This is a genomic window from Chromatiales bacterium (genome assembly GCA_014762505.1).
Classification (GTDB): Bacteria; Pseudomonadota; Gammaproteobacteria; order SpSt-1174; family SpSt-1174; genus SpSt-1174.
Map to the genome: position 1 here is coordinate 50,918 of JABURS010000029.1, position 21,523 is coordinate 72,440.

Genomic DNA, 21,523 nt, shown 5'->3' on the forward strand with positions numbered 1-21,523 from the left:
GTTCGATTTCACCTTACAGGCTGGGGTGATAGCATTGGGTGGCCCCGGACCGCGCGCAACCCGCGCCGGCACCACCTCATCATTGTACGGCCTGGCCGCGCCACCGCTGGCGCGCCACGTCACTGGTAGACTGACTGACGCATGTTTGGTTTCGGAAAACGCGACAAGACCCCGGAAACCGCCGGGGAGGCCCCGAAAAAGCCGGGCCTATTCTCACGCCTGAAGCAGGGTTTGTCCAAGACGGGGCGCGGTCTGACCGAGGGCATGGCCTCGCTGGTGCTCGGCCGTAAGGAGATCGACGACGAGCTCCTGGAAGAACTGGAAGACCGGCTGCTGATGGCCGACGTCGGCATGGAGGCCACGCAGCGCATCATCAAGGACCTCACCGCCCGCGTGGCGCGCAAGCAGCTGGCCGATGCCGACGCCCTGTTCTCCGCGCTGAAGGACGACATGACCGCCATCCTCGAACCGGTGAGCCAGCCGCTCGCGATCGACGCGACGCGCACGCCCTTCGTGATCCTGGTGGTGGGCGTGAACGGCGCCGGCAAGACCACCACCATCGGCAAGCTCGCCAAGCGCCTGCAGGGCGAGGGCAGGTCGGTGATGCTGGCGGCCGGCGACACCTTCCGCGCCGCCGCCGTCGAGCAGCTCGAGGTCTGGGGCGAGCGCAACAACATCCCGGTCATCGCCCAGGGCACGGGGGCCGACTCGGCCTCGGTGATCTTCGACGCCCTGCAGGCGGCGAAGGCCCGCGGCATCGACGTGCTCATCGCCGACACCGCCGGCCGCCTGCACACCCAGTCGAACCTCATGGAGGAGCTGAAGAAGGTCACCCGCGTGATGACCAAGCTCGACCCGGAGGCCCCGCACGAGACCCTGCTGGTGGTGGATGGCGGCACCGGCCAGAACGCGCTCAACCAGGCCCGCCAGTTCAACGAGGCGGTGAAGCTCAGCGGCCTAACCGTCACCAAGCTCGACGGCACCGCCAAGGGCGGCATCCTCTTCGCCCTGGCGCAGCAGCTCGGCATCCCGATCCGCTTCATCGGCGTGGGCGAGTCCATCGAGGACCTGCAGGTCTTCGAGGCCGCCGCCTTCGTCGACGCCCTGCTGGCCCGCGACTGATACCGACATGATCCTCTTCCAGAACGTCACCAAGCGCTACCCCACCGGCCAGGAGGCCCTCGGACAGATGACCCTGGAGGTCGGGGACGGCGAGATGGCGTTCCTCACCGGTCACTCGGGCGCCGGCAAGAGCACCCTGCTCAAGCTCATCGCCATGATCGAGCGCCCCACCCGCGGGCACATCGTGGTGAACGGCAAGAACCTGCACACCCTGCCCCGCCGTCGCATCCCGCAGTTTCGGCGCGACATCGGCATCATCTTCCAGGACCACCACCTGCTGCACGACCGCAGCGTGTTCGACAACGTGGCCCTGCCGCTGATCATCGCCGGCTACCGCCAGCAGGAGATCGGCCGGCGCGTGCGCGCCGCGCTCGACAAGGTGAGCCTGCTGCACAAGGAAAAGGCCTTCCCGGTGACGCTGTCCACCGGGGAGCAGCAGCGCGTGGGCATCGCCCGCGCCGTGGTCAACCGCCCGGCCATCCTGCTGGCGGACGAACCCACCGGCAACCTCGACCCCGAGCTCTCGCGCGAGATCATGGGGCTGTTCGAGGAGTTCAACCAGGTGGGCACCACCGTGCTGGTGGCGAGCCACGATCTCGACCTGATCGCGCCCATGGGCAAGCGCATGATCTCGCTCAAGGGCGGCCGGCTGCTGGCCGACGAGCCGGCGCGGGGGGCCGTGGCATGAACGCACGCACCAGCCAGAAGCGGCCCGACGTCCACGCCCGCACCACCGCCTGGCTCATCAGTCATGCCCGTTCGCTGATCTTCAGCCTGGGCAAGCTCTACCGCACGCCGCTCTCCAGCCTCATGACCACGGCCGTGATCGGTATCGCCCTGGCCCTGCCGACCGGGCTCTACCTCATGCTCGCCAACCTCGAGGCCATCAGCGGCGGCTGGGACGAGAGCGCGCAGATCTCGCTGTTCCTCGAACAGTCGGTGAGCGACGAGCAGGCCATCGCGCTGGCGAACACGATCCAGCGCCGCGACGACGTGGGCAACGCCCGCGCCATCGGCAAGGCCGAGGCCCTGGCGGAATTCCGCGAGCTGTCGGGCTTCGGCGCCGCGCTCGACGCCCTCAACGACAACCCGCTGCCGGCCGTGGTGGTGGTGCAGCCGGGCCTGGCCGTGAAGGACCCGCTGCGCATCCAGCAGCTGGTGCACGCGCTGGAGCAGGAGCAGGGCGTGGAGCGCGCCCAGCTCGACATGCAGTGGGTGCAGCGGCTCTATGCCATCATGCAGACCGCCCAGCGCGGCGTGCTGGTGATCGGCATCATGCTGGGGCTGGCGGTGCTGCTGGTGGTGGGCAACACCATCCGCCTGGACATCCAGAACCGCCGCGACGAGATCGAGGTGGCCAAGCTCATCGGCGCCACCGACGCCTTCATCCGCCGCCCCTTCCTCTACGGCGGCATCTGGTACGGCCTGATCGGGGGGCTGCTCGGCCTGATCATGGTGCAGGCCGCGCTGGGCTTTCTGGCCGAACCGGTACACCGGCTGGCCGGCCTCTACGGCGGGCAGTTCCAGCTGATGGACCTCGGTGCGGCCAATGCCGGCAGCGTACTGCTGATCGCCATGGCGCTCGGCCTGGGCGGTTCCTGGCTGGCCGTCAGCCGCCACCTGAGCGACATCGAGCCGCGCTAGTCGGCCGTCTTCCACGGCCCGCCAGGGGCCGGGTTCACAGAATCCCGGCCCACCCCTTGGGTCCGGCGGCCCGCTGCCCGTACAATGGCGCCATAACGACAAGAACAGTCACGCAAGACACACCAACGGGAATACCACCGCCTATGGCAGCGCCACGAAAAATCATGCTCGTGGACGGCTCGGATGCCACGCGCAAGATGGTCGGCCAGCTCCTGCGTAAACAGCTCGAGGGCGTCGACATCCAGTGCTTCCACAGTGCGCGGGAGGCGCTGGCCACGCTCACGCTGGAACACTTCGACCTCATCAGCACCGCCCTGGTCCTGCCGGACATGGACGGCATGGTCTTCACCGAGGCCCTGCGCGGCGTCAACGGTCACGAGACCACCCCGGTCATCGTCATCTCCGGCGACGCCGCCGGTCGCCAGGACGAGCAGCAGTCCGACATCACCGCCTTCTTCGACAAGTCACGGGGCATCAAGGCCCTGGTCGACTTCATCGCCGACCACCTGCCCGCCGCCGATGGCGGGCAGGCACCCGCCCCGCCGCTCCCGGAGAACCCCCGCGTGCTCTACGTGGAGGACAGCGTGGCGGCGGCCAAGACCGTCAAGCGCCTGCTCGATGCGCAGGGCATCACCGCCGATCACGTGATGACCGCCGAGGAGGCCCTGGAACGGCTGGATGCGGGCGAGGCCTACGACCTGCTCATCACCGACCAGTTTCTCCCCGGGCGCCTGTCGGGCACCGACCTGGTGCGCCGGATCCGCCACGGCCTGCACCTCGGCCCCGACCTCCTGCCGGTGCTCGTGATCACGCTCGCGGGCAGCAGCGAGGCCGACTACCAGCGCCTGCTGGAAGGCGGCGCCTGCGACTACATCACCAAGCCGCTCGCCGAGGGCCTGCTGCAGGACAAGCTGCTGGCCCTGCTCGCCACCCGGGCCTGAGCCTGCTGCACGGAACCCCGGCCCGGTTTAGCACTCTAACTCGCGGAGTGCTAAAATACGCATCTGCCGATACCGAGTTCCCAGGGAGACACATGACGTTGAACAGCCACGCCTTGATGATCAAGTCCGGTCAGCTGCCGGCCCCGGTCGGCAACCTCGACAGCTACATCCAGGCCGTCAGCCGCCTGCCGGTACTGAGCGCCGAGGAAGAGCGCTCGCTGGCCGTGCGCCTGCGCGATTTCAACGACCTCGATGCCGCCCGCCAGCTCGTCATCCACAACCTGCGCTTCGTGGTGAAGGTGGCCCGTGGCTACAGCGGCTATGGCCTGCCGCTGGGCGACCTGATCCAGGAAGGCAACATCGGCTTGATGAAGGCCGTCAAGCGCTTCGACCCCGACATGAAGGTGCGCCTGGTGTCCTTTGCCGTGCACTGGATCCGCGCCGAGATGCACGAGTTCATCCTGCGCAACTGGCGTATCGTGAAGGTGGCCACCACCAAGGCCCAGCGCAAGCTGTTCTTCAACCTGCGCGGGGCGAAGAAGCGCCTGGGCTGGATGAACCGCGAAGAGGTGGAGACCGTGGCCCGCGACCTCGGCGTGAAGCCCGAGGAGGTGATGGAGATGGAGGCGCGCCTGAGCCACCACGACACCGCCTTCGAGGCGCGCAGCGACGAGGACGAAGAATCCAGCTTCGCCCCGGCCGCCTTCCTGGCGGCGGACGAGGACACGGACCCGGCGCGCCAGGTCGAGGCCGACGACTGGGACCAGTACAGCCGCCAGCGCCTGACCCGCGCCCTGGACGAGCTGGACCAGCGCAGCCGCGACATCCTCGCCAGCCGCTGGCTCACCGAGGACAAGGCCACCCTGCACGAGCTGGCCGACCGCTATGACGTCTCCGCCGAGCGCATCCGCCAGATCGAGAACAACGCCATCCGCAAACTGCGCAGCGCCTTCGCGGCCTGACATCCTCACCGGGTTCTCTCCCCCAGCCGGGGCCCCACGGGCCCCAAACGCAAAACGCCCCGCAATGCGGGGCGTTTTGCTGCGTGATGGCGACGCGGCTTAGCCGGCGATGATCACGGAGAAGAAGCTGATCCAGGACCAGGCGATCAGGGCGATGACCAGGGTCAGGGGCAGACCATTGTAGAAACTGAACACGGCATTCACCTCTGTTTCGTGCAGTTATGACTGGGGCGCATCCTACGCCATCAGTCCTTCCGCTTCAAGTCGCGGGGTTCCCCGGGGCGCTGGCGGCGGGGAATCATGGGGTCGTCGTCATCCATGAGGATGCGGTGTGCGGGCCCCTCGAGGTCCTCGAACTGGCCGCTCTTCACCGACCAGGCGAAGGCCACCACGGCAACGACGATCACCACCACGCCCAGCGGGATCAGCAGGTAGAGTATCTCCACGACGCCTCCTGGCTTGTTGTGCCCGGGTTGTTGCCGGCCCGCGTCAGCGGTCGCGGCGCAGCCTGCGCGCACCGGCGGGGGCGAGACGCAGGGCGTTGACCACCACCAGCAGCGAACTCAGCGACATGCCCAGCGCGGCCAGCCAGGGCGTGAGCAGCCCGATGGCCGCCACCGGCAGTGCCACGCCATTATACCCGAGGGCCCAGGCATAGTTCTGGCGAATGATGCGCACCGTCGCCCGCGCCTTCTGCACGGCCCCGGCGAGCGGGGCCAGCCGGCGCGAATACAGCACCATGTCGGCGCTGGCATGGGCGAGCTGTGTGCCCTCGGCCATGGCCACCGAGACCTGTGCCTGGGAGAGCACCGGTGCATCGTTCACCCCGTCGCCGACCATGGCGACGACGGCCCCCTCGCCCTGCAGGGCGCGTACCCGCTCGAGCTTGTCCGCCGGGGTGAGCTGGCCGACGTGGTCCGCGATACCGAGCCGCTGGGCGATGGCGGTCACCGTCGCCGGGGCGTCACCCGAGTAGAGGTGCACCCGCAGGCCCAGGTCCTGCAGGCGGGCCACGGTCTCCACGGCATCCTCGCGCAGACGGTCGGCCAGCAGGAAGGCGGCCAGCAGGCCCTGCGCGCCGCCCAGCAGCACCAGGGTCGCCTCGGGATGGGCCGCGACCAGGGCATCCAGCCGGGCCTGCTGCGCCGGGTCATCCCCGGCGAGCTCGCGCACGTAACGCGGCGCGCCGATGCGCAGACGCTCGCCATCGACCTCCCCTTCCATGCCGTGACCCGGGCTGGCAGTCAGCCCCTGCGCCCGCATCGCGCCCGTCTCCCCCCTGGCCAGCACGCGCGCCACGGGGTGTTCGGAATCCCGCTCGAGGATCGCGGCCAGTCGCCGGCAGGCCGCTTCGTCGCGTGCGCCCAGCGGTTCCACGGCAATCAGGCTCAGCCGCCCCTCGGTGAGCGTGCCGGTCTTGTCGAAGACGATATCCGTGACCTGCGAGAGGGTCTCCAGGGCGTGCCCGCGCGTGGTCAGCAGGCCCTCGCGCATGAGGGCGCCGGTGGCCGCCGTGATCGCCACCGGGGTGGCCAGTGCCAGCGCGCAGGGACAGGTGGCGACCAGCATGGCCACCACCACCCAGAAGGCACGGTCGGCATCGATCCACTGCCACCAGACCAGCCCCACGACGGCCGTCAGCAGCAGCACGTTGCTGACGAACCACCCGGTCCCCTGCTCGGCCAGCCGCGCGAGCCGCGGGCGCTCGGTCTGGGCGCGCTCGAGCAGACGCTGGATGGCGGAGAGCGTGGTGTCCTCGCCCACGCGTTCCACGCGCATGATGAGCGGACTCTCCACGTTGAGCGTGCCGCCGGTGAGCGGGTCGCCCGCCGCACGGGCCCGCGGCAGACTCTCGCCGGTGAGCATGGACTCGTCGATGCTGGAACGCCCGTCCACCACCGTGCCGTCGGCCGGCACGGTCTCGCCGGGACGGATGCGCACCCGGTCGCCCGGCTCGAGGTCGTGCACGGACACCAGCTCGTCGCCGTCTTCGCCCAGGCGCGTTGCCATGGGTGGCAGCAGGCGGTTGATCGCCTCGGTCGCCTGCCCGGCCCGCTGACGCACCCCCATCTCCAGGAAGCGCCCGGCCAGCAGGAAGAACACGAACATGGTGACCGACTCGAAGTACACCTGGCCGCTGTGCGTGAGGGTGGCCCAGGTGCTGGCGAAATAGGTACTGAGGATGGCGAGGCTCACCGGCACGTCCATGCCGAAGCGACGGCGGCGCAGGTCACGCCAGGCCGAGACGAGGAAGCTGCTGCCGGAATAGAACACCACCGGCGTGGTGAGCACCAGGCTCACCCAGCGCAGGAACTGCATCATCTCGCCCTGGGTCTCGTCAGACTCGCCGATGTAGAGGGCCACGGCGAGCATCATCACCTGCATGGCACCGATACCGGCCACGGCCAGCCGGCGCAGGGCGGCGCCCCGCTCGCGCTGGTATACCGCCTCCTGCCGCCCGGGATCGAAGGGATGGGCGTAGTAGCCGATGGCGGCGATGGCCTCGAGGATCTGGCTCAGGTGGATCTGGCTGTCGTCCCAGCGCAGCCGGGCCCGGTGGGTGGAGTAGTTGACGCGAAACTCCAGCACGCCGGGCAGGCCGCCCACGTGCCGCTCGTTCAGCCAGACGCAGGCCGCGCAGGTGATGCCCTCGAGGATCAGCGCCGCCTCGCGCACGTTGCCCTCCTCGGCATGCACGAAGCTGCGCTGCAGCTCCGGGTGGTCGTAGAGCGAGAGGTCGCGCAGCTCCTGCGGCACGAGGTCTTCGGCCGTCTGCGCGCGGTCCGTACGATAGCGGTAGTAGTCGGTGAGGTGGTTGTCGACGATGGCCTGGGCCACGGCCTGGCAGCCGGCGCAGCACATGGGGCGCTGCTGGCCATCGATCTCCACCTGCAGCGTGACGCCGGGGGGGATCGGCTGGCCGCAATGGTAGCAGTCTGTACGCGCGGATTCAGTCATGCCGGATGGATCGAGGCGCGCGCACGCCAGCGGCGCGCGGTGAGGCGCCCACAATACCCCGATATGGGGGCCCTAGCTACCGGCGGCACCGATCGTGGTGGTGCCGCGACTCTCGTGCAGGTCGTCGCCTCGCTGGACCGTGAGCACCACGCTCCAGATCCCCGGCAGCGGCAGCGTCACCTCTGTCTCGTACACACCGGGCTCACGCTCGACGAGCCGGTAGGCGGCGTCCTGGCGTGCGTCCGACGGGCGCAGGAACTCGACATCCACCTCGGCGCCGTCGACCGGCTGGCCCTCGCGGTCGCTTACAGCGACGCGGAACACGGCCGGCTCGCCGGCCACCGGTGCCTCGATGAAACCACGCTTCAGCTGCCAGCCGCGGGCCCGCTGTTCTTCCAGGCGCACGAGGTAATCGTTATAGAGCGCTTCCTTTTTCTGGTAATCGTGCGCCACGGTTCCTGGAAAGAAGGAAGTCATGGTGCCACCACCGGCCTGTGGCTCGGGCAGGAGCAGGGACGCCATGCGCTGGCTCATGCCCTTGTCCGACAGCGTGATGATGGTCGAATCGACGATCACCAGGCCGATAAAGAACAGCACCAGGGTCAGCGGACCCCAGTGGAACCAGCGCCCTTCGCGCTGCTCGTGGGCGCGTGCCTCGCGCGCGGTGGTGATGATGCCGAGCCCGTAGGGCGTGATCAGGTACAGGGCGATATGAATGGCGAAGACATCGGCACCGGGCCAGGACATGATCGATACCGGTACGTAGATACCAATGACGGCAAAGATCACGATCCCCGCCACATGCTTGCCGCTCAACCGCGTGAAGCGATACAGGAGCAGGAAGGCGATGAACGCCAGGGCGACGCCTGCGCCGAGGCTGACCAGCAGATTGGAGAACATGGCTATCCCGTATAGACCTGTAAATCAGGGTGTATGGAAACGCGCATCCACGATAACCGGGGATACGTCATCACGTCCGACCGGCGTCAGGATGAACTGGAAATCCCGCTGCGTCGGGCCCGTACCAGCCGGGCGTGGCGCAATCACCTGCAGCAGCAGTCGTGCACTCTTCTCGGGCTCGACCGCGAGCATCTCGATACGACCGGTCTCCAGTTCCGCATCAGGGAGCCCCTGCACCGACACGACGAGATCGAGTTCACGCGTGGTCTTGTTGTTGGCCTTGAGCTCGTAGGTATTGCGGATGCGCCCATCGGACAGCTGCACATAGAGCGGCTGGCGGATCTGGCTCACGCTGGCGTCATACGGCGCCTGCGAGGCGATATTCCAGACGAGCATGCCGCTGAGCACGGCCAGCACGATGCCGTAACCGATGGTCTTGAACTTGAGCAGACGTGTCTTCTTGCCTTCCAGGGCGTGCTCGGAGGTGTAGCGGATCAGTCCGCGCGGCCACTCCATCTTGTCCATGATGCTGTCGCAGGCATCGATACACAGCGCACAGTGGATGCACTGGTACTGCATGCCGTTGCGGATATCGATTCCGGCCGGGCAGACCTGTACGCAGTAGCCGCAATCGATGCAGTCACCCACGCCCTTGGCCTGACGCTCGTCCCGCGTCTTCAGGTCCTTCATCACCTTGGCGCGGCCTGCCGAACCTTCCCCGCGCTGCTCGTCATAGGAGACGATCAACGTGTCCTTGTCGAACATGGCCGCCTGAAAACGCGAGTAGGGGCACATGTAGGTACAGACCTGCTCGCGCGCGAGGCCCGCCATGACGTAGGTGGTCGTCATGAGGAAGAAGGTCGTTGCATAGGCGGCAAACGGCGCCTGCCCGGTAAAGAAGGCAACGGCCAGTTCCGGGGCGTTGCCCCAGTACATGGTGAAACTGAAACCCGTCACGAAGGCGACGGCCAGCCAGAGGAGATGCGTGGCGCCGAGGCGGGCGATCTTCTCACCACCCCAGGGCTGTTTGGCCAGGCGGATACGCGCCGGTCGTTCACCCTGGGTCAGCTTCTCGATGGCGATGAAGACATCGGTCCACAGGGTCTGAAAACAGAAATAGCCGCAGAAGACACGCCCGGCGATACCGGTGACGAAGAACAGCAGAAAGGCGGCGATCGCCAGCAGCCAGGCCAGCCAGAAGATGTCCTGGGGGTGAACAATCAGATCGAAGAGGTAGAAGCGACGCCCGGGCAGATCCCAGAGCACGGCCTGGTCAGGCCCGACCGGCCTTTCCCAGCGCAGCCAGGGCAGCAGGAAGTAGACACCATAGGCCAGGGCAAGAATGCCCCACTTGAGTCGCCGGAAGCGGCCCTTTACCGAACGCGGATAGATGGGAATGCGCTTGGCGTATAACTCGACCTGCTCTTCTGAACTCATCGCCTCGACCAGTTGAAGTGAGTGGTGGGCGCGGGAGGGAACGACGGCGCCCGCAGGCGCCGTCGTAGACTACCGTGTGCTTATTCGCCGCCCGACAGGCTGTACACGTAGGCGGTGAGCAGCTTGATCTCACCGTCGGAGAGACGACCTTCCCAGGCCGGCATGTGGCGCGAAATGCCGTTGGCGATGACATTGCGCACCGCCGCATGCTTGGCCTCGTAACCTTCGGCGCCGTTGACATCGGCCACGGTCCAGATGGAATCGGTCAGGTTCGCCGCACCCACGGACTGCAGGCCGGTACCCGCTGCGGTATGGCAGTAGTAGCAACCGCCTTCCTCGCCCTGGAAGATCTTCTGACCCATGGCGACCTGCCCGGCATCACCTTCATGCCCGGAGAGGCTCAGGGCATAGGCGGTCACGGCATCCAGCTGCTCGTCGCTGAAGGTGGCGGCGAAGGCCGGCATGTAGCCCATGCGGCCCTGGCGCAGGGTTTCCTCGATCCTGGCGGTGCTGCCACCCCACAGCCAGGCATCGTCCACCAGGTTCGGGAACAGGCCGACAACACCCGTACCACCGGTACCATGGCAGGCGGCGCAGTTGTCACCGAACAGGCCCTTGGCATAGGAACGCATGAAGGCAGCCTTGTCCGGATCGGACAGGATCTCGTCATACGAGGCGCCGATGATCTGTTCCAGATACTCGCGCTGCTTCACGGCGCCGTCCGAGAATTCCATGTCATAGGCGAGCTTGGCACGCGTATTCCAGTGCGAACTGACCGTTTCACCTGCATCGTTGGTGAAGGTGATGTTGTTGCCCACCCCCTTGGTGAAAGAGGTGCCTACCGGCCAGGCCGGATAGATGATCCAGTAAATGATTGCGAAAACAAAGGTCGCGTAAAACGCCCACACCCACCAGCGGGGAAGCGGGTTGTTGTACTCCTGCAGATCGCCGTCCCAGGCATGACCCGTCGTCTGCACGGCACCGGTTTGCTTATCAGTCGCGTTGCTCATGATTGCTTTCCGCCTTCTTGTCTACGTCGGCACCTTCCTCGTCTTGCAGAGGAATGTACTTGTAACTTTCAAGTCGCTTCGATCGCCGCTTGCTGCTGTATACGTAGAGAAGAATCCCGACGTATGTGGTGAAGAAGATCACCAGCGCGACGATCTTGCTGTTACCCAGTTGGGTGATCCAGTTCCACAGATCTTGCAACGTGCTCACCCCTCGAAATCAGGGCCGCCACGCAGGCGGCCCGGTTCGCGATCAACGGAACTGGACGAAGTATTCCTCGTCGTACCGGCTGAAGTCGACCATGGTACCGAGCACCTGCAGGTAGGCGACCAGCGCCTCCATTTCGGTCACTCGACCGGGAATACCGTCATAGTTGCCCGACTGTGCCTGGGCCAGGAGATTGGCCTCGGCGCTGTTGATGTCGAGCAGCTTGGCGACATCTTCACCGAACTTCTCCACATTGGCCTGGTACTCCTCGTCGGTCTCCGAGTAGGGCACGCCGACGGCCTTCAGGGCACGCATGCGGCTGGCGATGTCGGAATAGGCCAGGTCGTTCTCCAGCAGCCACGGGTAGTTCGGCATGATGGATTCCGGCACCACCGAACGCGGCGCGAGCAGATGCTGCACGTGCCATTCGTTGGAGTACTTGCCACCCACGCGGGCCAGGTCCGGACCGGTGCGCTTGGAGCCCCACTGGAACGGATGGTCGTACTGCGACTCGGCGGCCAGCGAATAGTGACCGTAACGCAGGTCTTCATCGCGGAACGGACGCACCATCTGCGAGTGGCAGGTGTAGCAGCCTTCACGGATGTAGATGTCGCGACCACGCTGCTCGAGCGGCGTGTACGGACGCACGCCCTCGACCTTTTCGATGGTCTCGTCGATGTAGAACAGCGGGACGATCTCGACCAGACCGCCAACGCTGATCGCGAGCATGGTCAGGACAATGAGCAGGCCCGCGTTCGTTTCGATACTTTCGTGCTTCATCATGGTCTTACAACTCCCGAATTAAGCGTTGGCCATCTTGGCGGCGATCTTGGCTTCGATCGCGGCCTGCTCGCGCTTGGCAGCGCGCACGGTCATGTAGAAGTTGTACGCCATGATCACGGCACCGGTGAGGAAGAACATGCCACCGATGGCGCGGACCACGTACGGGCCGTGCAGGAAGGTCACGGATTCGACGAAGGTGTAGGCCAGGTTGCCGTACTCATCGAAGGCACGCAGCATCAGGCCCTGACCGATACCGGCAACCCACATCGCGGTGATGTAGAGCACGATACCGATAGTGGCCAGGAAGAAGTGCACGTAGATCAGCTTGATGCTGTAGATCTTCGTATCCCAGAGGCGCGGCACCATGTGGTACAGCGAGCCGATGGACACCATCGCCACCCAGCCCAGCGCACCGGAATGCACATGGCCGACGGTCCAGTCGGTGTAGTGCGAGAGGGCGTTGACGCTCTTCAGTGACATCATCGGACCTTCGAAGGTCGACATGCCGTAGAACGACAGCGAGGTGATCAGGAACAGCATGATCGGGTCGGAGCGCAGCTTATCCCAGGCGCCCGAAAGGGTCATGATGCCGTTGATCATGCCACCCCAGGACGGCAGCAGCAGCAGGATGGAGAAGGTCGCGGCCAGCGACGAGGTCCAGTCCGGCAGCGCGGTCCAGTGCAGGTGATGCGCACCCACCCACATGTACAGGAAGATGATCGCCCAGAAGTGGATGATGGACAGGCGGTAGGAATACACCGGACGACCCGCCTGCTTGGGCACGAAGTAGTACATCATGCCGAGGAAGGCCGCGGTCAGGAAGAAGCCCACCGCGTTATGGCCGTACCACCACTGGGTCATGGCATCCTGCACGCCCGAGAACAGGCTGTAGGATTCCAGGCTGAACATCGAGACCGGCACCGCCAGGTTGTTGAAGATGTGCAGCAGGGCGGTGGCCAGGATGAAGGCCAGGTAGAACCAGTTCGCCACGTAGATGTGCGGCTGGGAACGACGGCGCAGGGTCTGGACGTAGATCCAGAAGTAGACCACCCAGGTGACGGCAATCAGGATATCGATCGGCCAGATGAACTCGGCATATTCACGGCCCTGGGAATAACCGGCCATGTAACCGATGATCCCGAGCAGCAGGGCGATGTTCCACCCCCAGAAGGTGAAGCCGGCCAGGGCGTCGCTGTAGAGGCGGGCCTGGGAGGTACGCTGCACCACATAATAAGAAGTGGCGAAGAGCGCGTTACCGCCGAAGCCGAAGATCACGAGGGTGGTATGCACCGGACGCAGGCGCCCGAAGGTGATCTCCGCGATGTCGAAGTTCAGGAACGGCCAGGCCAGCTCGCTGGCGATGTAAACCCCCGCTCCCATGCCCAAAACGGCCCAAACAACGGCCATAATGGCGAATTTCTTGATGATTTCGTAATTATATTGGTCTGTCGATGTTACTGCCGAGTGCGCCATCGTGTGCCCCTTAAAGCCTGGTGAAACGTCCAAAAGGCAAAAATTTAGCCTGCGAAGCATACAGAAAAATTTGCAAATGGCAAATTAAGGCCGAGCAGGACAGTGGGTTATAGGATGCCAGCCAGCATCCTACAACCCCGGGATGACGCCCGTATTGAGGCAGATCAGATTTGCGCGAGTCGCTCGCTGATCACTGGCAGGAAGCGGTCGATAATGAGGAAGGCGAACAGCACCATCAGGTAGACGATTGAAAAGACGAAGGTTTTGATCGCATCGCGCGGGTCACGCGAGCGCAGCATGCGCACCGCATGGTGGATGAAGACCCCGCCGAGCAGCAGCGCACCGACCAGGTAGAGAACGCCGTTCTCCCCCATCAGGTAGGGCAGCAGGGTCACCAGCACCAGCAGGATGGTGTAGAACAGCACGTGCCAGCGGGTGAATTCGTCCCCGTGGGTCACCGGCAGCATGGGGATGCCGACCTTGGCGTAATCCTCCTTGCGGTAGATGGCCAGGGCCCAGAAGTGCGGCGGGGTCCAGGTGAAGATGATCAGGAACAGTACCAGGGCGTAGGCATCGACCTGCCCGGTCACCGCGGTCCAGCCCAGCAGCGGTGGCGTGGCGCCGGCCGCACCGCCGATGACGATATTCTGCGGCGTGGCCCGCTTGAGGAACATGGTGTAGACGAAGGCGTAGCCCACCAGCGAGAGAAAGGTGAGCACGGCGGTGAGCATGTTGACCTGCAGCATCAGGATTGCCATGCCAATGGCGCCGATCAGGCCGGCAAAGGTCAGGCAGCGGCGCACGTCCAGGTGCCCGGTGGGCAGCGGACGGCGCTGGGTGCGGCGCATCACCCCGTCGACATGACGGTCCACCACGTGGTTGATGGCCGCCGCCGAACCCGCCACCAGCCCGATGCCCAGCGTGCCGAACAGCAGCGCGTTCCAGGGCATCGCCTCGGGGGAGGCCAGCAGCATGCCCACCCAGGCCGTGAAGAGCATCAGCGCGACCACCTTCGGCTTGCACAGCTCGAGATAGTCCCGCCAGTGGGTCCAGTGGCCGGAATGCAGATGCAGTGCACGGATCAGTGATGACATGGTTCTAACCTCGCTGTTCAAAGGACGAAGCCCCCGACCGCAGGATCGCGGCGAGCAGCGTGAGGAGCGACAGCAGCAGGATGGCCGCGACCGCGTTGTGCGCCACGGCCACCGACAGCGGCAGCTGGTAGACGATGTTGGAAATCCCCAGCGTGACCTGCGCGCCCAGCACCAGCAGGACGACCAGGGCCGCGCCGCGCAGGCCGTCGCTACGGCGGCCGAAGAGCAGGCCAATCGCCAGGAGACCGAGGTAGAGCGCGGTGACCAGCGCCCCCAGTCGATGGGTGTAATGGATGGCAGTACGCGCAGGATGGTCCAGCACACCGAATTCGTAGTTCACGCCCAGGCCACGCCAGAGCACGAAGCCCTCACGAAAATCCATCTCGGGCCACCAGCGTGACTGACACTGGGGGAAGTCCGGGCAGGCCAGCGCCGCATAGTTGGAACTGGTCCAGCCGCCGAGCGCGATCTGCCCCACCAGGATCACCAGCCCCAGAGTCACCCAGGGCAGGAATCGCCGGTGCCCGTTGCGCGCGAGCAGCGGCGTTTCACGGCCGCCGATCGCCAGCCACCAGAGCAGGGAGAGCGTGGCGAAGCCACCCAGCAGATGCCCCATGACCACCACCGGCTTGAGCTGCAGGGTGACGGTCCACATGCCAAGCAGGGCCTGGAAGATCACCAGCCCCAGCAGCAGCAGCGGCAGCAGGACCGGTTGCCGGACGTGCTGGCGATTCACCAGTGCCAGCACGGCCAGCCCCAGGATCAGCAGCCCCAGCGTGCCGGCGAAGTAGCGATGGACCATCTCCTTCCAGGCCTTGGGCGCCTCCACCGGACGCTCCGGGAAGGTGGCATTGGCGCGCGCCACCTCATGCTCGGCCTGCGGCACACCGAGGTGACCATAACAGCCAGGCCAGTCGGGACAACCCAGGCCGGCATCCGACAGCCGGGTGTAGGCCCCGAGGATCACCACCACTATGGCGAAGACCGTGGCGAACTGGGCGAGCCGGCGGAACAGCCGATGCAGACGGTCACTAGCCAACTTTGGACACCTTCAGCAGACGTTTGAGATCCTTCATGAGGCCCTTGGCGGTCGCATTGTCGTCATAGCCGAGCACGATGTTGCCCATCGGATCGACGAGATAGAGCTGCTGCGCCGGCAGCCCCGCCAGGCCGTCCTCGTCAGCGCCGAGTCTCGCCAGCGGCATGCCCGGGTGTTCCTGCAGGAGACGCTCGCCCGGGTGCGCATTCGGCGCGGCCTGGAGATAAAGCCGCTGGACGCGCGGGGCATCGCGCCCCAGCGCCAGGCGTGTCTGCCGGGCCTTGAACAGGGCCGCCTCGCAGGCCAGGTCGCAGGCCCCATCGGCATAGAACACCAGGGTCCAGTGTCCCTCCCAGTAATCGGCCGGCAGCACACTGCCGTTGCGGTCAACGGCCGGCAGACCTTCCACCGACACCAGCGGCTCGATCAGCCGGCCGTGGTTCGTGTGCGTCGGCGGCGCCCACTCCAGCACCATCATCAGCAGGTAGGCCAGCAGCAGGGGGCCGACGAAGGCGGCGATCACCCCCAGCAACAACCAGCGTGAACGCGTCACCGACACGCCTTCGCTTCTCAACACCTGTTCACTCATGTGCATCCTCTCGCTTGAGATTCACGACCACATAGATGACGACCAACGCCGCCGCCAGACCGAACCACTGCACTGCATAGGCAATGTGCTTGGCCGGCGTCATGGGCACCACTTCCCAGTCGCGCAGATAGCCTGCGGGCGCCTCGGCCGACAGACGTATCGTCATCGGCAGCAGCGGCATATCGAGACGCTGCGCGAAGACATCGAAATCCAGGCTCTGCACGATGCGCGGCCAGCCGGCAGCCGGGTCATCGACATCACCCAGGCTGTAGGCCTCGCCAAACGGGATGTAGATCCAGCCCTCTATCTCGACCGGCGCCCCGGTCACAGGGATATCCGGCAACACGTCGCGTCGCGCACCCATCGGCAGCCAGCCCCGGTTCACCAGCACCACCCGGCCATCGACGAGACGAAACGGCGTGAGCACCTCGAACCCCGCCTGACGATTGCGCACCTGGTTGTCGAGCAGGAATTGCCGCTCGGGGAGATACCGCCCGCGAAGGACAACCCGGCGATAGCGCAAGGCATCGACATCTCCCGCAGAGAGCGCATCGGCATACAGGGACTGTCCCGCCCGGCTCGCCTCGAAACGCTCGAGCAATACGCGCTTTTCCTCTGCGCGTCCGAGCTGCCAGAACCCCAGTGTCAGAAACAGGCCTAGCAACAGCATCACGGCAATACTCGGGAGCAGGCCAGGTGAGAAACGGAACGGTCCAGGACGCATGCCGCCGACGTCACAAGCCGCACACAACAGGCTGCGTTATACTTCTGCCTGCAATCCATCCGGAGCGTTCCATGATCATAAAAATCGCGATTCTGCTTTTGTTTGCGGTCATCCTCGGCAGCCTGGGTTCCGCATTGTTTTATCTGCTCAAGGACCAGGGGGATTCAAAACGCACCGCCCGGGCCCTGACCATACGCATCGCGGTCTCGATCGCCGCGTTTCTCCTGCTGCTCATCGGCTACTGGGCCGGCCTGATCGAGCCTCACAGCCCCTTCGCCCCGCCGCAGTAATCCGACCAGGGCAGCCCGGGGCGCATGCACGCCCCGGGCCGATCCCGCTACAGCCAGTAAACGAAGATAAACAGGCCGAGCCACACCACGTCGACGAAGTGCCAGTACCAGGCTGCCGCCTCGAAGGCGAAGTGATTCTTCGATGTGAAATGGCCTTTCAGCACCCGGATCAGCATCACGGTCAGCATGATGGCACCGATGGTCACGTGCAGACCGTGGAAGCCGGTGAGCATGAAGAAGGTAGAGCCGTAGATGCCCGAGCTCATCTTGAGATTGAGATCCGCATAGGCATGCATGTACTCATAGGCCTGGAAGCCCAGGAAGATCGCACCCAGCAACACGGTCAGCAGGAGCCCCAGCGCCAGCTGGCCGCGCTTGTCTTCCTTCAGCGCATGATGCGCCCAGGTGATGGTCGCACCCGAGGTGAGCAGGATGGCCGTATTGAGTGCCGGGATACCCCAGGCACCCATGATCTCGAACTGCCCGCCGACCTCACCCGGACCGCCGGTCGGCCAGGCCGCCTCGAAGTTTGGCCAGAGCACGGCATTGGTCGACACGCCGTCGCCTTCGCCACCCAGCCACGGCACGGAATACTGCCGGGCGTAGAACAGCGCGCCGAAAAAGGCCGCGAAGAACATCACCTCCGAGAAGATGAACCAGAACATCCCCCAGCGGAAGCTGAGGTCCACCTGCGCGTTGTAGGCGCCAGACTGGCTCTCCCTGATCACGGTGCCGAACCAGCCGAACATCATCACCAGCGTGATGACGACGCCCACCAGCATCAGCAATTGGCCAAAATCCGCACCATTGAGCCAGGATGCAAAGCCCACCAGCAGGGTCGTGAGACCGACCGAGCCGACGATGGGCCAGTGGCTGCCATGCGGGATGTAATACTGCCCTTGTGCATGAGCCATGGTAAAACCCCCTTTGGTTGTTATCCCATCCGTTGCACGGATCCCGCCCTAGTCGTGCAGGGCAATCTTTTGATCCGTATCAAAAAACGTATATGAAAGGGTGATGGTGGTGACATGGGCCGGCAGCTTCGGGTTGATCACGAAGCTGACCGGCATGTCACGGCCCTCCCCTGCCTGAAACAGTTGCTGCGTAAAACAGAAACACTCGGTCTTGCTGAAATAGCGGGAGGCGGCATTGGGCGCCACGCTGGGAATGGCCTGGCCGGTGACATCCCTGTCCGTGAGATTACGGGCATGAAAATTCACCGTGTAGACCTTGCCGGGATGTACCTTCATCTTCGTCACTTCCGGCGCAAACTCCCAACGCAAACCCTGATTGAGACTGGTCACGAATTCGACCACGATCTCGCGATCCGGATCGAAGGCATAACTCGCCACCACGGACTCATCGACCACGCCCGTCTTGCCGTTCAACCCGGTGATCTCGCAGAAGACGTTATAAAGCGGCACCAGGGCAAAACCGAAACCGAACATCCCCAGCACGAAGATGCCGAGCTTGAACGGGGTTCGGTAGGTTGCGTAGCGCCCTTTCATCACGCGCCCCTAACGAGTGCCCATGAGGATGAAAAATCCCACATAGAAGCCAATCGCAACCAGCGCGAGTATTGCCAGGGTGATACGGATGCGGTGTTGCTGTCGTGTATCCTGCATATCGCCTCCTGTTGCCGGGCGGCCGCAACGACCGCCCGGCTGGTTCGCTACTTGATTTCAGGCGCCGTCGTGAAGCTGTGATAGGGCGGCGGGGAGGACAGCGTCCACTCCAGCCCATGCGCACCTTCCCATACCTGATCGGTAGCCTTTTCGCCGCCCCGTATCGTCTGGAAGATCAGATAGACGAACAGCAGCTGGGCAAAGCCGAAGCCGAAGGCACCAATCGAGGCGATGGCGTTGAAGTCGGCGAACTGCAGCGCGTAATCGGGAATACGCCGCGGCATGCCGGCCAGACCGACGAAATGCATCGGGAAGAAGGTCAGGTTGACGAAGATCGTCGACAGCCAGAAATGCCACTTGCCGAGCGTCTCGTTATACATGTGACCGGTCCACTTCGGCAGCCAGTAATACACGGCGGCAATGATGGAGAAGACCGCCCCCGGTACCAGCACGTAGTGGAAATGCGCCACCACGAAATAGGTGTCGTGATACTGGAAATCCACCGGCGCGATGGCGAGCATCAACCCCGAGAAACCGCCAATGGTGAACATGATGACGAAGCCCAGGGCGAAGAGCATGGGCGTCTCGAAGGTCATCGCCCCCTTCCACATGGTCGCCACCCAGTTGAACACCTTCACCCCGGTCGGCACCGCGATCATCATCGTGGTCAGCATGAAGAAGAGCTCACCGGCCAGCGGCATCCCCACCGTGAACATGTGGTGCGCCCACACGATGAAGGAGAGGAAGGCGATACTCGCCGTGGCATAGACCATGGAGGCATAGCCAAACAGCGGCTTGCGGGCAAAGGTCGGGATGATGCTCGAGGCGATACCGAAGGCCGGCAGGATCAGGATGTACACCTCCGGATGCCCGAAGAACCAGAAGATGTGCTGGAACATCACCGGGTCACCACCACCGGCCGCACTGAAGAAGCTGGTACCGAAGTACTTGTCGGTGAGCAGCATGGTAACCGCCCCCGCCAGCACCGGCATGGTGGCGATCAACAGATAGGCGGTGATCAGCCAGGTCCATACGAACAGGGGCATCTTCATCAGGTTCATGCCCGGTGCTCGCATGTTGAGGATGGTCGCGATCACGTTGATGGAACCCATGATCGACGAGATCCCCATCAGATGGATGGCGAAGATCACGAAGGGGAATGCATCGCCGGTCTGCAGCATGAGCGGGGGATACATGGTCCAGCCACCCGCCGGGCCACCACCATCCATGAAGAGCGTGGACAGCAGCATGGCGAAGGCGAACGGCAGGATCCAGAAGCTCCAGTTGTTCATGCGCGGCAGGGCCATGTCGGTGGCCCCGACCATCATCGGGATGAGCCAGTTGGCCAACCCGGTAAAGGCCGGCATGACCACACCGAAGATCATCACCAGCGCATGCATGGTGGTCATGGAGTTGAAGAACTGCGGCTCGACCATCTGCAACCCGGGCTCGAACAGTTCGGCACGGATCACCAGGGCCATCGCCCCGCCGATGAAGAACATCAGCAGCGCGAACATCAGGTACAGGCTGCCGATATCCTTGTGGTTGGTGGTGAACAGCCAGCGCTTGATGCCGCTCGGATGCTCTTCGTGGTGATGCGTTTCGGAAATCACAGCACTCATGATCAGATTCCTCCCGTCGCGCTCAGCGCGCCGCCTTGATATCGGTGGGTTGGATCACGTCGCCGGTATCGTTACCGAAGGCGTTTCGCTGGTACGTGATCACAGCAGCCAGATCGACGTCGCTGAGTTGCGGGCCGAAGGCGGCCATCGCCGTGCCCGGTACCCCGTTCATGACGAGATCCACATGCCCCTTGATTTCCCCGGTGGCCACGGCACTGCCCTTGATCGCCGGGAACACGCTGCCCATGCCCTCGCCATTGGCCTGGTGACAGGCGGCGCAGTTGGTGTTGTAGATCTTCTCGCCGCGGGCCATGAGGTCGCTCTTGCCCCATTCCTTGTCTGAGGCCATCAGCTCGGCTTCACGCGCCGCCTTCTGCTCGGCCACCCAGTCGAGATACTCGTTCTCCTCCATCGCGACGACCACGATCGGCATGAAACCATGGTCCTTCCCGCACAGCTCGGCACACTGACCGCGATACACGCCCGGCTCATCGATGCGCGTCCACAGCTCGTTGACGAAACCCGGGATGGCATCTTTCTTCATGGCCAGATCCGGCACCCAGAAGGCATGGATCACGTCGTTCGCCGTGACCAGGAAACGGATCTTCTTGTTGATCGGCACCACGATCGGGTTGTCCACGTCCAGCAGATAATGCTCGCCCTTATCGGCGCGGTTCTCGATCGCGGCACGCGGCGTGGCGAGATTGCTGAAGAAGCCGATGCCCTCGTCCATGTAGTCGTAGTGCCACTTCCACTGATAGCCGGTGACCTTGATGGTCATGTCGGCATTGCTCGTGTCTTCCATGGCGATCAGGGTCTTGGTGGCCGGAATGGCCATGCCTACGAGGATCAGGAAGGGCACCAGGGTCCAGAGAATCTCCACCGTGGTGCTCTCGTGGAACTGGGCCGCCTGTACGCCCCTGGATTTGCGGTGCTTGACGATGCTGTAGAACATCGCCCCGAAAACGACGATGCCGATGACAACGCAGATCCAGAAGATCAGCATGTGCAGGTCGTAGACGGTATTGCTGATCTCCGTCACGCCCCGCGGCATGTTCACTTCCCAGTCCGCGAAGGCCCCTCCGGCTGACATGGCCAGGGCGAT

General features: G+C 64.5%; 22 protein-coding genes. 6 read left to right on the forward strand and 16 right to left on the reverse strand.

Going from position 1 to position 21,523, the window contains the following annotated elements; all coding sequences use genetic code 11:
• The first annotated feature begins 141 nt into the window (after positions 1 to 141).
• The 5 genes from ftsY to rpoH all read left to right on the forward strand — a co-directional run bounded on the left by ftsY (position 142) and on the right by rpoH (position 4,669).
• Entirely contained in the window at positions 142 to 1,122 is a 981-nt protein-coding gene (ftsY, locus tag HUJ28_03520; protein ID MBD3618517.1) for a signal recognition particle-docking protein FtsY, read from the forward strand.
• 7 nt (positions 1,123 to 1,129) lie between these two features.
• Complete coding sequence (gene ftsE, locus HUJ28_03525) at positions 1,130 to 1,810, forward strand: cell division ATP-binding protein FtsE (protein ID MBD3618518.1); 681 nt, start codon at positions 1,130 to 1,132, stop codon at positions 1,808 to 1,810.
• Complete coding sequence (gene ftsX / locus HUJ28_03530; protein MBD3618519.1) at positions 1,807 to 2,766, forward strand: cell division protein FtsX; 960 nt, start codon at positions 1,807 to 1,809, stop codon at positions 2,764 to 2,766. The genes ftsE and ftsX overlap by 4 nt, the downstream gene beginning before the upstream one ends.
• A gap of 164 nt (positions 2,767 to 2,930) precedes the next feature.
• Positions 2,931 to 3,707: a response regulator gene (locus HUJ28_03535; protein MBD3618520.1), complete on the forward strand. Its 777-nt coding sequence runs from the start codon at positions 2,931 to 2,933 to the stop codon at positions 3,705 to 3,707.
• 92 nt (positions 3,708 to 3,799) lie between these two features.
• Positions 3,800 to 4,669 (forward strand): RNA polymerase sigma factor RpoH, encoded by an 870-nt coding sequence (gene rpoH, locus HUJ28_03540; protein MBD3618521.1) that lies wholly within the window; start codon positions 3,800 to 3,802, stop codon positions 4,667 to 4,669.
• A 245-nt stretch (positions 4,670 to 4,914) separates the two neighbouring features.
• On the opposite strand, the gene ccoS is transcribed toward rpoH, so the two are convergent.
• The 12 genes from ccoS to HUJ28_03600 all read right to left on the reverse strand — a co-directional run bounded on the left by ccoS (position 4,915) and on the right by HUJ28_03600 (position 16,881).
• Complete coding sequence (ccoS, locus tag HUJ28_03545; GenBank protein ID MBD3618522.1) at positions 4,915 to 5,115, reverse strand: cbb3-type cytochrome oxidase assembly protein CcoS; 201 nt, start codon at positions 5,113 to 5,115, stop codon at positions 4,915 to 4,917.
• 43 nt (positions 5,116 to 5,158) lie between these two features.
• On the reverse strand, positions 5,159 to 7,627 hold the full coding sequence (locus HUJ28_03550; GenBank protein ID MBD3618523.1) for a heavy metal translocating P-type ATPase: 2,469 nt from the start codon (positions 7,625 to 7,627) through the stop codon (positions 5,159 to 5,161).
• 72 nt (positions 7,628 to 7,699) lie between these two features.
• Complete coding sequence (locus HUJ28_03555; protein MBD3618524.1) at positions 7,700 to 8,527, reverse strand: FixH family protein; 828 nt, start codon at positions 8,525 to 8,527, stop codon at positions 7,700 to 7,702.
• Between the two features lie 24 nt (positions 8,528 to 8,551).
• The gene (gene ccoG, locus HUJ28_03560; GenBank protein ID MBD3618525.1) at positions 8,552 to 9,964 is read right to left on the reverse strand and encodes a cytochrome c oxidase accessory protein CcoG; all 1,413 of its coding nucleotides are present in this window, start codon (positions 9,962 to 9,964) and stop codon (positions 8,552 to 8,554) included.
• Between the two features lie 80 nt (positions 9,965 to 10,044).
• Positions 10,045 to 10,974, reverse strand: a complete 930-nt coding sequence (gene ccoP / locus HUJ28_03565) for a cytochrome-c oxidase, cbb3-type subunit III (GenBank protein ID MBD3618526.1) — start codon at positions 10,972 to 10,974, stop codon at positions 10,045 to 10,047.
• Positions 10,958 to 11,173 carry a cbb3-type cytochrome c oxidase subunit 3 gene (locus tag HUJ28_03570; GenBank protein ID MBD3618527.1) on the reverse strand — a complete coding sequence of 72 codons (216 nt, stop codon included), beginning with the start codon at positions 11,171 to 11,173 and terminating at the stop codon, positions 10,958 to 10,960. Before HUJ28_03570 ends, ccoP begins: the two co-directional genes overlap by 17 nt.
• A 51-nt stretch (positions 11,174 to 11,224) precedes the next feature.
• The gene (gene ccoO, locus HUJ28_03575; protein MBD3618528.1) at positions 11,225 to 11,959 is read right to left on the reverse strand and encodes a cytochrome-c oxidase, cbb3-type subunit II; all 735 of its coding nucleotides are present in this window, start codon (positions 11,957 to 11,959) and stop codon (positions 11,225 to 11,227) included.
• 21 nt (positions 11,960 to 11,980) lie between these two features.
• Complete coding sequence (ccoN, locus tag HUJ28_03580) at positions 11,981 to 13,435, reverse strand: cytochrome-c oxidase, cbb3-type subunit I (GenBank protein ID MBD3618529.1); 1,455 nt, start codon at positions 13,433 to 13,435, stop codon at positions 11,981 to 11,983.
• A 164-nt stretch (positions 13,436 to 13,599) separates the two neighbouring features.
• Positions 13,600 to 14,529, reverse strand: coding sequence for a protoheme IX farnesyltransferase (locus HUJ28_03585; protein MBD3618530.1), 930 nt, complete (start codon positions 14,527 to 14,529; stop codon positions 13,600 to 13,602).
• Between the two features lie 4 nt (positions 14,530 to 14,533).
• On the reverse strand, positions 14,534 to 15,568 hold the full coding sequence (locus tag HUJ28_03590; GenBank protein MBD3618531.1) for a COX15/CtaA family protein: 1,035 nt from the start codon (positions 15,566 to 15,568) through the stop codon (positions 14,534 to 14,536).
• Positions 15,561 to 16,157, reverse strand: coding sequence for a cytochrome oxidase assembly protein (locus HUJ28_03595; protein ID MBD3618532.1), 597 nt, complete (start codon positions 16,155 to 16,157; stop codon positions 15,561 to 15,563). The genes HUJ28_03590 and HUJ28_03595 overlap by 8 nt, the downstream gene beginning before the upstream one ends.
• On the reverse strand, positions 16,150 to 16,881 hold the full coding sequence (locus HUJ28_03600) for an SURF1 family protein (GenBank protein MBD3618533.1): 732 nt from the start codon (positions 16,879 to 16,881) through the stop codon (positions 16,150 to 16,152). The genes HUJ28_03595 and HUJ28_03600 overlap by 8 nt, the downstream gene beginning before the upstream one ends.
• 71 nt (positions 16,882 to 16,952) lie before the next feature.
• On the opposite strand from HUJ28_03600, the gene HUJ28_03605 reads away from it, so the two are divergent.
• Positions 16,953 to 17,171 (forward strand): twin transmembrane helix small protein, encoded by a 219-nt coding sequence (locus HUJ28_03605; GenBank protein MBD3618534.1) that lies wholly within the window; start codon positions 16,953 to 16,955, stop codon positions 17,169 to 17,171.
• A 47-nt stretch (positions 17,172 to 17,218) separates the two neighbouring features.
• Here HUJ28_03605 and HUJ28_03610 read toward each other — a convergent pair whose 3' ends face one another.
• The 4 genes from HUJ28_03610 to coxB all read right to left on the reverse strand — a co-directional run bounded on the left by HUJ28_03610 (position 17,219) and on the right by coxB (position 21,511).
• Positions 17,219 to 18,085, reverse strand: coding sequence for a cytochrome c oxidase subunit 3 (locus HUJ28_03610; GenBank protein ID MBD3618535.1), 867 nt, complete (start codon positions 18,083 to 18,085; stop codon positions 17,219 to 17,221).
• A 48-nt stretch (positions 18,086 to 18,133) separates the two neighbouring features.
• On the reverse strand, positions 18,134 to 18,679 hold the full coding sequence (locus HUJ28_03615; protein MBD3618536.1) for a cytochrome c oxidase assembly protein: 546 nt from the start codon (positions 18,677 to 18,679) through the stop codon (positions 18,134 to 18,136).
• Between the two features lie 164 nt (positions 18,680 to 18,843).
• On the reverse strand, positions 18,844 to 20,418 hold the full coding sequence (gene ctaD / locus HUJ28_03620; GenBank protein MBD3618537.1) for a cytochrome c oxidase subunit I: 1,575 nt from the start codon (positions 20,416 to 20,418) through the stop codon (positions 18,844 to 18,846).
• Positions 20,419 to 20,440: 22 nt separating this feature from the next.
• Positions 20,441 to 21,511 carry a cytochrome c oxidase subunit II gene (coxB, locus tag HUJ28_03625; protein ID MBD3618538.1) on the reverse strand — a complete coding sequence of 357 codons (1,071 nt, stop codon included), beginning with the start codon at positions 21,509 to 21,511 and terminating at the stop codon, positions 20,441 to 20,443.
• Positions 21,512 to 21,523 lie beyond the last annotated feature (12 nt).

Coding starts and splice junctions, on each gene's coding strand:
- ccoO (MBD3618528.1), bottom strand. CDS start 11,959: ATGAAGCACGAAAGTATCGAAACGAACGCGGGCCTGCTCATTGTCCTG.
- ctaD (MBD3618537.1), bottom strand. CDS start 20,418: ATGAGTGCTGTGATTTCCGAAACGCATCACCACGAAGAGCATCCGAGC.
- HUJ28_03600 (MBD3618533.1), bottom strand. CDS start 16,881: ATGCGTCCTGGACCGTTCCGTTTCTCACCTGGCCTGCTCCCGAGTATT.
- HUJ28_03550 (MBD3618523.1), bottom strand. CDS start 7,627: ATGACTGAATCCGCGCGTACAGACTGCTACCATTGCGGCCAGCCGATC.
- HUJ28_03610 (MBD3618535.1), bottom strand. CDS start 18,085: ATGGCTCATGCACAAGGGCAGTATTACATCCCGCATGGCAGCCACTGG.
- ccoG (MBD3618525.1), bottom strand. CDS start 9,964: ATGAGTTCAGAAGAGCAGGTCGAGTTATACGCCAAGCGCATTCCCATC.
- ccoP (MBD3618526.1), bottom strand. CDS start 10,974: ATGAGCAACGCGACTGATAAGCAAACCGGTGCCGTGCAGACGACGGGT.
- HUJ28_03595 (MBD3618532.1), bottom strand. CDS start 16,157: ATGAGTGAACAGGTGTTGAGAAGCGAAGGCGTGTCGGTGACGCGTTCA.
- HUJ28_03555 (MBD3618524.1), bottom strand. CDS start 8,527: ATGTTCTCCAATCTGCTGGTCAGCCTCGGCGCAGGCGTCGCCCTGGCG.
- HUJ28_03615 (MBD3618536.1), bottom strand. CDS start 18,679: ATGAAAGGGCGCTACGCAACCTACCGAACCCCGTTCAAGCTCGGCATC.
- ftsY (MBD3618517.1), top strand. CDS start 142: ATGTTTGGTTTCGGAAAACGCGACAAGACCCCGGAAACCGCCGGGGAG.
- HUJ28_03535 (MBD3618520.1), top strand. CDS start 2,931: ATGCTCGTGGACGGCTCGGATGCCACGCGCAAGATGGTCGGCCAGCTC.
- ccoN (MBD3618529.1), bottom strand. CDS start 13,435: ATGGCGCACTCGGCAGTAACATCGACAGACCAATATAATTACGAAATC.
- HUJ28_03605 (MBD3618534.1), top strand. CDS start 16,953: ATGATCATAAAAATCGCGATTCTGCTTTTGTTTGCGGTCATCCTCGGC.
- ftsX (MBD3618519.1), top strand. CDS start 1,807: ATGAACGCACGCACCAGCCAGAAGCGGCCCGACGTCCACGCCCGCACC.
- ftsE (MBD3618518.1), top strand. CDS start 1,130: ATGATCCTCTTCCAGAACGTCACCAAGCGCTACCCCACCGGCCAGGAG.
- coxB (MBD3618538.1), bottom strand. CDS start 21,511: ATGTCAGCCGGAGGGGCCTTCGCGGACTGGGAAGTGAACATGCCGCGG.
- rpoH (MBD3618521.1), top strand. CDS start 3,800: ATGACGTTGAACAGCCACGCCTTGATGATCAAGTCCGGTCAGCTGCCG.
- HUJ28_03585 (MBD3618530.1), bottom strand. CDS start 14,529: ATGTCATCACTGATCCGTGCACTGCATCTGCATTCCGGCCACTGGACC.